This window comes from Deltaproteobacteria bacterium (assembly GCA_016219225.1).
Classification (GTDB): domain Bacteria; phylum Desulfobacterota; class RBG-13-43-22; order RBG-13-43-22; family RBG-13-43-22; genus RBG-13-43-22.
This window is the reverse complement of sequence record JACRBX010000299.1, coordinates 1-11,931: the sequence shown is the minus strand read 5'-3', so window position 1 is coordinate 11,931 and position 11,931 is coordinate 1. Positions and strand designations below refer to the sequence as shown.

The 11,931-nt window shown below is 48.8% G+C and carries 8 protein-coding genes; all 8 read right to left on the bottom strand.

Going from position 1 to position 11,931, the window contains the following annotated elements; all coding sequences use genetic code 11:
- Nucleotides 1-463, bottom strand: a 463-nt coding sequence (locus tag HY879_24320) for a response regulator (GenBank protein ID MBI5606471.1), incomplete at its 3' end; no start/stop codon positions are given.
- A gap of 105 nt (nt 464-568) precedes the next feature.
- Nucleotides 569-1,837 (bottom strand): PAS domain S-box protein, encoded by a 1,269-nt coding sequence (locus tag HY879_24315; protein MBI5606470.1) that lies wholly within the window; start codon nt 1,835-1,837, stop codon nt 569-571.
- Nucleotides 1,838-1,948: 111 nt separating this feature from the next.
- Nucleotides 1,949-2,788, bottom strand: coding sequence for a cache domain-containing protein (locus HY879_24310; protein MBI5606469.1), 840 nt, complete (start codon nt 2,786-2,788; stop codon nt 1,949-1,951).
- 172 nt (nt 2,789-2,960) lie between these two features.
- Complete coding sequence (locus HY879_24305; protein ID MBI5606468.1) at nt 2,961-3,377, bottom strand: response regulator; 417 nt, start codon at nt 3,375-3,377, stop codon at nt 2,961-2,963.
- Between the two features lie 228 nt (nt 3,378-3,605).
- A complete protein-coding gene (locus HY879_24300; protein MBI5606467.1) occupies nt 3,606-6,170 on the bottom strand; it encodes a hypothetical protein in 2,565 nt (854 codons plus the stop codon).
- Nucleotides 6,163-6,597: a sigma-54-dependent Fis family transcriptional regulator gene (locus tag HY879_24295; protein MBI5606466.1), complete on the bottom strand. Its 435-nt coding sequence runs from the start codon at nt 6,595-6,597 to the stop codon at nt 6,163-6,165. Before HY879_24295 ends, HY879_24300 begins: the two co-directional genes overlap by 8 nt.
- A gap of 1 nt (nt 6,598) precedes the next feature.
- Nucleotides 6,599-8,851, bottom strand: a complete 2,253-nt coding sequence (locus tag HY879_24290) for a PAS domain-containing protein (GenBank protein MBI5606465.1) — start codon at nt 8,849-8,851, stop codon at nt 6,599-6,601.
- Nucleotides 8,852-9,045: 194 nt separating this feature from the next.
- Nucleotides 9,046-11,604 carry a hypothetical protein gene (locus tag HY879_24285; protein MBI5606464.1) on the bottom strand — a complete coding sequence of 853 codons (2,559 nt, stop codon included), beginning with the start codon at nt 11,602-11,604 and terminating at the stop codon, nt 9,046-9,048.
- Nucleotides 11,605-11,931 lie beyond the last annotated feature (327 nt).

Below are 11,931 nucleotides of genomic sequence, written 5' to 3'. Positions count from 1 at the left end.
CTTTGGCCTGTTCATAGGGCAGAGTAAAGGCGCTTTGATCCAGCCAGGCCTCTGTTTTTCCGGCTTCCTTAAACTGAATATTCTCTATTTGCATTCTTCGGAATTCCAGGGCCTTTTCAATGGTTAAGATGATTTGTTCCTTTCGGAAAGGTTTGGTAATAAAATCAAAGGCCCCTTTTTTGGTGGATTCGATAGCCGACTCTATGCTGCCGTAGGCCGTAATAATAATCACCGGGACCAAAGGATCCAAGTTCTTAACCACCCCGATCAATTCGATCCCATCCATGCCGGGCATGCTCAAATCCGTTATTACCAATTGAAAAGCCTTTTCTTTATAGAGTTGTTCCACTTCCAAGGGGTTGGGAGTAGTAATCACTTCATAAGAGGTCTTTTCGGTTAAAATCATCTTCAGTAAAAGCAGCATATCCAACTCATCATCCACGATCAAGATCCGTTCAGCCATGATTTCCTCCGCTATCCCGAACAAGTCGGAACTAAAATACAAACCAAAGATATTTGAGAATTATCTGTTGCGCGTTACGAGATACTAGATACGCGTTACGCGTTGTCACCCTTCCTGCTCTTTCTTCGTCGGCAGGGTAATTTTAAAGGTCGTCCCGGAATTTCCCGGATATTTTTGGGCGGTTTTACTTTCCGCAACCGAGATCGTTCCACTAAACTTGGTAATAATAGCATAACTCACGGAAAGGCCCAAACCGGTTCCTTTCCCGACCCCTTTGGTCGTAAAGAAGGGATCAAATATTTTCCCCAGATATTCCTCTTTAATACCATCGCCGGTGTCCTGGAAAAGGATCTCCAAATGACTGGGTTCCTTGGCCGGACGGGTAATGATAGTCAGATTCCCTCCCCCTTTTCCCATGGCATCAATGGCATTATTAATAATATTTAAAAAGACCTGCTGGAGTTGCCGGGAATCGGCCCGGACTTCGGGCAAATCGGTTTGAAACTGTTTGGTCAGGGTGATCTTTCGCATCAACAGGGTGTTTTGAACAACGGCCATGACCTTCTCCAGATCGTCATTGACCCGGGAAAAGTCAACGGATTTTTCAGGAATCCGGGCAAAACTGAGTAAATTTTCAACGATCTTTTTACATTGCAATCCCTGTCTTTCCATCGTTTGCAGGATTTCCATCTCTTGAGAACCGGCTTTAGCCTTTTCCAAAAGGAGGTCGGTAAAGCCCAGAATAATGCCCAGCGGATTATTGATTTCGTGGGCTACTCCGGCGGCTAGAGAACCCAGGGAAGCCAGTTTTTCCGTATGGGCCAACTGGTGTTCCACTACCTTGCTTTCAGTCACATTGCGAATGATCCCCAACACCGAAAGGATATTTTCTTTAGCATCCAGCAAAGGTTTAAAGTTGGCATGAAGCCAATATTCCTGATCGCCGATTACCGCCTGGTATTCCAGGCTCTTACTTTTTTTAGTGACATATACCCGTTTTAAGAGATTCCTCTGAAGATCCCCGCTGGCGGAGTCAAACTGGTCAAACAAATTGCGTCCCTGCAATCCTCCCGGGGTTTTTCCAAATTGGGCCGCCCCATAGGGATTGATGGAAATAATCTTACCTCCCTCATCGACGGTCACAATGATGTCCTCGGCACTTTCAATTAATTTTTTATAGCGTTCTTCCGATTCTTTCAAGTCCGATATGGCCCTCTGCACCTCTTTTCCCAAGGCCTTCCCATAGCGCAATTCAGAGAAGATTATGCTGATCCCCCCGGCGATCAGGGCGATAACCACCATCAGTTGAAAGATGGATTGCCGCACATAAAGAGAATGGATGACCCCTTCGACTTCACTGATCGGGGCGGCCACGGCAATGGACCAAAACTTTTTGGGCGCTTCCCGGGATATTAAGGCCGGTGAATAGGCAATTAATTTCTTGATATTCCCTATGAGTCCCCGGTGCCAGCCCGAGAAGTTAAATCAGGTTCCTTCCTGGCCAGCGAGCATTTTTTCTTTCTGGATGCGATTGATGGCATCAAAGGAGATTTTCGGCTCTCTCTTTTCCCGGATGGCAAAGGCGTTTTCGCCGACAAATTCCTTCTCCGGGTGGATTAAAAAAAGCCCCTTATCATCAATCACCCAGGAGTACCCGGTCTTCCCGGATTGGATATGGGCCGTATATTTTTCCATCAGACGGGTTACATTGACCACCAGGAGGAGGACCCCGGAAAACTCTCCTCCGTTCCCCTTTTCAGGAGACGATAAATAATGAGGAATGGCCAGATAGAGCCTCCCGATGATATTCCCCTTTTCGTCTAATCCGGTCAGGATATCTCCGAAAAATATTTTCCCTTTGTTTTTTCTCTCCCGGGCCCAGATAAAATAGTTATCCTGATCATAACGCCCTTTAGTAACGAAGACCGTTCCATGTTTATTCAGGAGTCTTACTTCGTTTCCCGCGGCGTTTATCTGGCGAATTTCCTCAGCCCCATACTCCTCTAAGTTAGATAAGGTAATCCCTATCCGTCTGACCCAACTGTGCGGATCACTGTATCGAAGGGAAGGGGACAAGTTTAAGACCACCAGCTCTTTGCTGATTAAATTAAAGCTGTCTTCCGTCCGGGAGGCGATTAATCGGCTGAGCCCTAATTGCTGCTGGTTAAATTGTTCACTGACTATGTCTTTCATCTGGCGGGACATGGCCAGTCCCATCAAGATGGCGCCGGCCAGGAGGAATAAGGTTAATAGACCGGCTCCCCCGATGGTGGCAAGCCTTCGGCTGAAAGGTCGTGTCTTGGGCAATTGGGGCAAGGCTCTCATCGTCATCTCTCATTAGTGAGAAAATAAAGTTTCAAGTTTCAAGATGCAAGATGCAAGTTTCAGGTTTAAATTCCACGCCTTTCACTTGAATCCTCGATCCCTCGGCCCCTTGAATCCTCTTTCATCCTTCGTGGCTCCCCTTGGGGCCTGAGGGTTTAGCTGAACATTATTCCTATTCTGTCTTTATCCGGGCCTTCAGGGTTTCCAATTCTTTTTTCATGGCATGCCACTCCATGGCCCGGTTGATGGTAATGATAATGTGATCTTTGCGAAAAGGTTTGGTGATATAGTCATAGGCCCCTTCGGCGATAGACTCTTCGGCCGACTGAGAAGAACCGTAAGCGGTTATAACAATAACCGGCATATCCGGATAAATCGTTTTAGCCTCCCGAATTAAATCCATGCCGCTTAAACCGGGCATACGCAGATCCGTAATCAACAGGTCAAAAGGATTTTCTTTGAGTAGATGAGGGACCTCCAGAGGGTTATTGGTGGTTACTACCAGATAAGGGGTCCTTTCGGCAATAATCATCTCGAGTAATTCCAGGATATCCAATTCGTCATCGACAATCAGGATCTTACCGGTCATATAGTCCTCTCTTAGTTCGAAATACGGTTCAAGGTTCAGGGTTCAAGGTCCTTCAAGGACCGGAAAATCAAGTTCGGAGTTTAGCGTATGGAGTAAACCATTTTCATCCTTCTTGGCGTCCCAAAGGGCGCATGGGGACTTAATACATAATAAAAAAATCCCTTATCAATAAAATAATTATCCGAACCCTAATTCAACCGATTATTTATGATATATTCCCGGTCGCCCCTACCGTGCCATATGTTCCTTGAAAAATTCCTCGATGGACCAGTCGACAATGGCATCGTTAAACATGACCATGTCTAATTGTTTGGTATAGACGGTCAATTTCCCGAGAGAGAAAAGGACCTTCTCCATCACCTCTTTCGGATGGTGCAATAAACGGGCATCAACCAGATCCAGTTTCTGGCCCACCTGAAAGCCTATTTTTTCCAGAATGGTGGCCACCAGCCGGGCCCGCCGATCCCGGCGATCGATGGTTGCCCCGCCTCCTTTGAATATAAATTTGATGTAATTTTCATTTTCCCCCGGGCCGCCCAAGACTTCGATGGTCGACAAATGGTACCCGAGACGGATACTGAAATTCATATAGTCCTTCGATAACAGGGCAAAGCTTTTTTCGGAATAGATCCGGTTTTCTCCGCCCGGCTCGGCCGCCGTCCGGACCACTACGGAGGCAAAGCCCTTCATATCCAAAGGCTTGGGCCCCGGCCATTTCATAGATTGTACCCCTTGCCAGAAGGAGCGCATCGGCCAGGAAAGGATCTGATCCGGTTTGACCTTCTTCCCTTTCAGCAGGGCGTCGATTCCGCCCCCCAGATCCACCAGCAAGATTTCCAAGGGGGTTTCAGTATCCAGTCTAAGGGCTTCCCCTGAAGCCGTCAAGGGAGAAGTGCTCAAAGAAAACATCTCCTGCGTGGCGGTTTGATGGGTAAACCGGATGATGTCATGAAAGGTCCGGCAATGGGCCGGGGTAAAATCAGCCTGGGTTGGATCGACCAGATTCAAAGGTACGATGCGGGTCAGGATCTTATCGAAGAGAATGAAAAGAGGTGTATCTTCAAAGGGGTTAACCGATTCTTCTTCGGCATATTCTATGAGTTTCTCGACCTTCCCCTGATAAACCCGGCAATTGGTGGCATCCACCGTAATTTCAAGCCCGGGGGCCAGGATTTCCGTGGCCTTTTGGGTATTCAGAAGGGTAGGTACCCGGAATTCACGGGCCAGGGCGGCCATATGGCTGGCCGAACTGCCCAGGTCGGTAATAATGCCTTTGGCTTTGGACATAATGGTCACCAACTTGGGAGAGGGGGTCCGGGCCACTAAAATACCGCCGGCCGGGAAGTTGACCAGATCCCGTTCCTGGTGGGCCACAAAGACCGGGCCGGATCCCACCCCCTGGGCGCCCATTACCCCGGTCTCCAATAAAACCGGAAATTGGGAAAGCTCCGGGATCTCCTGGGATGAAGGAATCCCTTTCTGAGTGAAGATCTTAAGGGGCCGGGTCTGCAGGAGATAGATTTCATCCCTTTCATCCAGGACCCATTCGATATCTTGCGGGTGGCTGAAGTGGTTTTCGATGATTCCGGCTATCCGGCCCAATTGGCCGATGATGGTTTCAGAGAGACATGGCCCGTCCTGCAGGTCCGGCGCCACCTCTTTCCAGGTGATACCCCCCTCCGGGTTATTGACCAACATTTTTTCTTTGCGGGCCAAATGGGATTGACGAAGCTGGTAAGGCCCTTCCTTGGAGACCCAAAAGACATCCGGCGTAACCGTTCCATCGACCACTGTTTTGCCCAGGCCCCAGTGGGCGTGGATGACCGCTTCCGGGCGCTGGGGATTTCCGGGATCGACGGTATACATAACCCCTCCGGCCTTGGCCTGGATCATCCTCATACAGCCCATGCCCATAGCAATATCTTCTTCCTGAAAACCTTTGCCTATAAAATATAAAATGGCCCGGGGGGTGAATTTACTGGCCACGATTTCTTTATATTTCTCCCCCATATCCTCCCTGGAGACATTCAGGATGGTCCCGTATTGGCCGGCAAAGGAAAGCCGGCTGTCTTCGCCCAGGGCGCTGCTTCTAAGGGAAACCTTGACCGGCCCGCCTGTTTTTCCAGCCAGATCCTGATAGCTTTGAACCAGGATTTCTTCCAGGAAGGGGGGAATAGGTTTTTCTAAAATGCGTTTTTGGATATCCCGGCTGACCACAATAAGGTCCTCCAGATTGTTGATATCTAATTGGGTCAGGTGTTGGGTGATTTCTTCCTGGAGGTGATGATACCTTATAAATTCCTTGTAGGCATAGGCGGTAATGGCAAATCCCTCCGGAACGGTCAGGCCGAGACGGTTGCGCAATTCACCCAGGTTGGCCATTTTCCCGCCCACACTCTCTTCCTTTTCCAGAGTGATCCGGTCAAAAGTCAGGACCAGGTCATCCACCGGGATTTTCCTTTTCTTGGCCAAAAGATCAGTCAATTCCTGATAGATTTGTTCATAGGTCCGGTAGAGCTCACCGTATTTCAGATTGGAGATTTCATTTAAAAGGTGAATCAGGCTGTAGACTTTTTCAGAGAGCCGTCTGATACTGGCCCGGAGATACTGCATATCGAAGATATAGTCGCCATTATACTTTTCTTCCAGATCGGTGATAATCTCCATGACCTCCTGATTGTCGGCCAACAACCTTCGGAAGGCCCCGAATTTTTGACGGAGCTGGGCCTCCATCACCCGGTCAGGGTGCGGCCCCGATTCCTTTTTTCTGAAAAGCGTTTTCAGCCTACCCATTAGTACCCTTCTTGATCCTTTCCAGTTCGGCCTTAAGGGCGATATTTTCTTTTTGGAGCCTTCTCCATTTCATGACCTTTTCAATGGTCAAAAGGATCTGTTCCTGGCGAAAGGGTTTGGTAATATAGTCAAAGGCCCCTTTGCGCATGGCCTCCACTGCCGATTCGATGGTTCCATAGGCCGTGATGATAATAAAAGGGATTTGATCATCGATCTGTTTGACCATCTCGATGAGTTCGATGCCGTCGATATCCGGCATCCGCAGATCGGTTATCAGCAGGTCAAAAGAATCTTTCTTCAACAATTCAGGGACTTCCAGAGGCGTATTGGTGGTCACGACCGCGTATTCGGTCCGATCTGTGATAATCAACTCCAGCAGCTCCAGCATATCGATTTCGTCATCGACAATCAGGATCTTTTCAGCCATTTTACACCCCCTTCTTTTCGGCTTCCCGTTTCGAGTGGTAGACGGGAAGGGTTACGGTAAAGCTGGTCCCATGGTTTATCGGATCTTCTTCTTCGGTTTTGGTTTCCAGATTGATGGTTCCTTGATAATGGTTAATAATCCCATAAGTAACGGTCAATCCCAATCCCGTGCCCTCTCCGACTTTTTTGGTGGTGAAGAAGGGATCATAGATCCTCTCCCGGTTTTCTTTCTTGATTCCTGTGCCGGTGTCGGCTATGACCACCTCCACCTTGTCGTCATAAATATTCCAACGGGAGGTTACCATAAGAAAACCCCCCTTGGGCATGGCCGCCACGGCGTTATTCATCAGGTTAAGAAACACCTGCTGCAATTGAACCGGATCGGCCTTGACCCGGGGCAGGTTGGCTTCTAAATTTTTCTTCAACTGGATTTTTTTGATCATGAGATTGTTTTCCACCACTGCGAAAACATTTTCCAGGTTAAGGTTGATATCACTGATGGTATCGGAGTGTTCGGTGTACCTGGAAAAGCTGAGTAAATTTTCCACTACTCTTTTGCAATGATTGCCTTGCCGTTCGATCTTTTCCAGGACCTTGTGGACCTTGTCCTCCGGTGGTATCTTGTCGAGCATATAGTCGCAATAGCCCAGAATAACCCCCAGGGGATTGTTGATCTCATGGGCCACCCCGGCGGCCAACAGTCCCAGGGAAGCCAGTTTTTCCGTATTGATCATCTGCTTTTCGATCTTCTTTTTTTCGGTAATATCCCGGGAAATCCCCAGGACCTCCTGTACCTGACCCATCTCATCCTTAATGGCGATGAGTTGGGTACTCAACCAAAAATCATTGGCCCCTATTTTCAAGCTGTGTTCGATGGTTTTGGGCCTTCCGGTATGCCAGATCTCTTCAATAAGCTGGGGGTGGAAGGTGCCGTTGAGGGGGAAAAATTGGGCCAGTTCCTTCCCGATAAATTTCACCGTATGATCCTGATAATGCCGGGTTCCGGGGCTTACCTGGGCCTCGGGATTGAATAATTCACCGCTCAGGAAATTGGCCCCATAACGGTTCAAGGATAAAAACCGCCCTTCCCGGGTGGCCGAAAAGATGATGTCCTGGGCCCCTTCGACCAGTTTTTTATACTGCTCTTCGGAACGCTGCAGGTCTTTGGTCTTCCTTTCCACCTCGGTTTTCAGGGTTTTGGTGTATTGCCATTCAAAGCCGATGATCGACAGACTGCCGAGGATGATGGCGAAAATAATGAACCCCTGCATAATAAATTGCCAGAGATAGGCCGTATGGATCACCTCATCGACTTCCGTAACCGGAGCGACCACGGCCACGGCCCAATTAAAAGAAGGGGAGGTCCCCTGGAGACGGACCGGGGAATAGGCAATCAATTTTTTGATGTTTCCCCGGACACCCCGGTGCCATCCCGAAACGTACCAGGAGGTTCCCTGGACCCCGCGAAGCATCTTTTCTTTCTGGATACGGTTGATTTGATCAAAAGAGATCTTGGCCTCCCGTTGCCCTCTGACGGCAAAGGCATTTTTCCCAATAAATTCCGGAACGGGGTGATAGATAAAATTTCCTTCATTATCAATGGCCCAGGCATAACCCGTTTTCCCGGAGCGGATGTCTTTCAACATTTGGGTTACAAAATATTCTTTATCGAGAATCAGATAAATATATCCGGCAAACTGATGGCCGGGGACCGGATGGGCGTCATCAGCCGATTCCAGATAGGTCGGCATAATGACCTTCAGGACCGGCTTCTTAATGGTCCCGGTTTCTTTGTCGTCCGGGACCAAAAAGATCCGGTTTTTATTTTCCGGTTTTTTGGCCCACAGGAAGGCTTCCTGCATCCTATAGGACCCGGGAGTAACACGGATTTCCTGCTTTTGGGTAACGGCAAAAAGGGTTTTCCCGGAACCATTCACCCGCCCGATCTCCTGTACCCCGGTTTCCTGCATGGTGGAAAGGGTTATCTTGATGCGGTTGGCCCAGGAGACTTTTTCCAGGTATTGGACGGAAGGCGATTGATTGAGTATGGTTACATCCTGAATGGTATTTAAGAATTGGTTTTCCAATTGACGGGCCGCATGGGTGGCCAATTCTAATTGCTGCTGATTGAATTGCTCACTGACGATCTCTTTGACATAACGAAGAGAATAAAAGCCTACGATCAATCCGGCTATCAATAAGACAACCGTTAAGATGCCGATACTCAGGATAAATTTTTTGGTTTGGATAAACATGAAAAACCCCTTACCATTTTCGATTTCGGATTTCGGATTGCGGAATCTAAACACAAAACGCGCAGAAAATTTATTTAATTTCGTTCCTCGTTAAAGTTCAAAAGAGTGCCGTTCAAAAAAAAGAGCTCCCCGAAATAATTTTCAATTTAATTCCGAAATCCGAAATCCGAAATCCGCATTCGGAAATGATTTCATTACTGGGAATTTCTCTTGAATTCATAGTTTCCCTCTAAAAAGGCCCGGGCATACCAGGTGACCATGGTTTCATCGGACATGGTCATATCGAGCTGCCGGGCACAGCCCATCAGGCGGCCCAGGTGGCCGAGTTTTTCTTCGATCATCGGCTGCGGATATTTACGATATTCGGCCTTGACCAGGTCCTCCTTGATCATGACCTCAAAGCCCAATTCCTCCAGGACTTTTCCAAGAAAACGGGCCCTCCGGCCCCGTCTCAGATTATCGGCCGCTCCCCCTTTAAAGACAAAAGTAATATAATTGTTGTTGCGAACCGGTCCGCAATAGGAATCAACGGTCGCAAAATGATACCCTAAACGGGAACTGAAGTTTAAATAATTTGTAGAGACCAGGGCCAGGGTCCTGTCCCAGAAATCACCGGATTGTTGGGTGGCCGATTGGGCCATGACCGAGAGCAAACCCTTGACGTCCACGCCGATGGGGCCGGCCCAGCGGATTCCGGGAGAGGTGATGCCTTTCCAGAGGGCCATGAAGGGTACGGAGATCACTTTTTCCGGCGGCAGGAAACGGTGGCTGCCGTCTTTTTTTACCCCGCCTCCTAAATCAAGGAGATAAAGATTGAGGGGTAATGTTGTTTTAATACGAAGGGCCGGTAATTTTTGGAAGGCTTCTCTTTCGGAAAGGCGGAACATTTCTTCGATACTTTTTTCATGGGCAAAGCGGATAATATCATGAAAGGTCTGACAGGACCGGGGATTAAAATTTTCCAGTTTGGGATCCACCAGATTCAAGGGAACGATATATCGGACAACTTCCTGAAGCCTTTCATAAACCGGGGTGTTCAAAAAAAGGGAATCCTCTTTTGGAATACCGCTTAATAAAACTTCCACCCGGCCGGCATAGACCCTGGCGTTAGAGGCATCCACCGTCACCACCTGGCCGGCCTCCAAACAGGCCATGGCCTTCCCGGTATCCACCAGGGTGGGAATATGAAATTCCCTGGCCAGGATGGCCATGTGCCCGGTGGCACTGCCCACGTCGGTAACGATGGCCGCGGCTTTGTCCATGACCGAGACAAACCGGGAGGAGGTGTGGGGGGCCACCAGGACCGCCCCTTTGGGAAAATCGGCCAGGTCGTCCGGGGTCCTGACTTTGAAGACCGGCCCGGCCCCGATGCCGAAAGCACCTACCGCCCCTCCTTCCAGCAGAATAGGGTATTTTCCGGATAGTCCTTCCAGGTTTTTTTTCTTTTCGAACCGCTCATAGCCCCGCAACTTGCGGGTCTGAAGGATAATCAATCGTTCATCCGGATCCAGTGCCCACTCCACATCCTGGGGATGATGGAAATGGTCTTCCAGCAAACCGGCCCATTTCCAAAGGGTGGCTAATTGTTCGGCCTTCAAACAGGGTATCCTCCGGAGGGAAACAGGAACAGGCGACTCCTTAAGACCTGGCCCCTGGCCGCTGATTAACATTTTCGTCTTGTCGGAAACTTGTTGTTTAATCAATCGGCCGTTAGATTTATCCAGCAGATAGAGGTCCGGACTGACAACCCCGTCCACCACCCATTTGCCCATCCCCCATAAGGCATTGATCAGGACCACCTCCCCATAGGCGGGATCAAAGTGGCTGGTGAACATTACCCCGGCGGCCTTGGCCGGGATCAGCTTTTGGCAGGCCACGGCCATGGCCATTTCTTCCTCCGGAATCCCTTTGCTTTTCATATAGAAGATGGCCCGGGCATTGAATTGGCTGGCTATGATCTCTTTATATTTTAATGGGACCTCCTCATGGCCAATGTTTAGAAAGGTGGCATACTGACCGGCAAAACTGAAATGGGTATCCTCCAGGACGGCGCTGCTGCGTAAGGCCAGCCCTGAAGAAGTTTTTTCATCAGCCCCGATTTTTCGGGCCCAGGCCAACATGGCCTCCTCCATATCCGGAGGAACCCGGGCCTGAAGGATCAGATCTTTAATCCCTTCCTCGGTCTTTTGCAGGGTCCTTTGATCTTTCAGGAGGGAACCCTTCAGCAGGGAAAGGATCCGGTCTTGCAGATGGTTATAGGACAAAAAATGAATATAGGCGTAAGTGGAGATGGCAAAGCCCTCGGGCGTGGGAAGACCCAGAACATTTCTGACCTCCCCCAGGTGGGCATTTTTTCCCCCGGTTTGCGGAAGCATCCCGGCTGTTATCTGACCCAGGTCTATGGTATAATCAGCCTTTGGAATCCCTTTCTTTTTATCCAGGGTCTTTGAGACCTCAAAGCGGATGCGTTCATAGATTTCCTGCAATTCCTCATAGCGTTCCGGGGCAATGCGGGTTAGGTGCGTTACAATCAGTCCGACCTTTTCAGCAATCCGGTTGCTGGTGGAATGAAGATAACGCATATCAAAAAGAAAATGGCCGCTGGCCTTTTCCTCCAAATCGGTCATCAGTTCCAGGGTCTCGTTATTTTCTTTGAGTAATTCGGTAAAATGGATAAATATTTTTTCCAGGGAGTCCGATCCTTGGGAAATTTTCGAAGGGTCTTCTTTTCTTAATCGGCGGAAAAAGTTCATACCATAAAAGGCTTAATGGGGTTTCCTCTGTTTTTACAGCACACTATAGGATGTTGTGGAGATAATAGCAAGAAGAAGCTCATGAGGGATTACTGCCCGGCAAGGGAAATATCAACTCTTGCCATCTAAAAATGTTCTTGACGGAAGCCTAACCAAAGATATTTAAAATTTTGTAACACTTTAGTTGTTTGAAAAGAGTATTTTTTTCACCGCAAAGACGCGAAGAACGCAGAGAGAAACATCTTTGTTCAATCCCGTGAGAGGCGGGATTGAACAAAACATCCCTGGCCTCCGACCAAATAATTATGCGGTCGACTTCGTCGATCT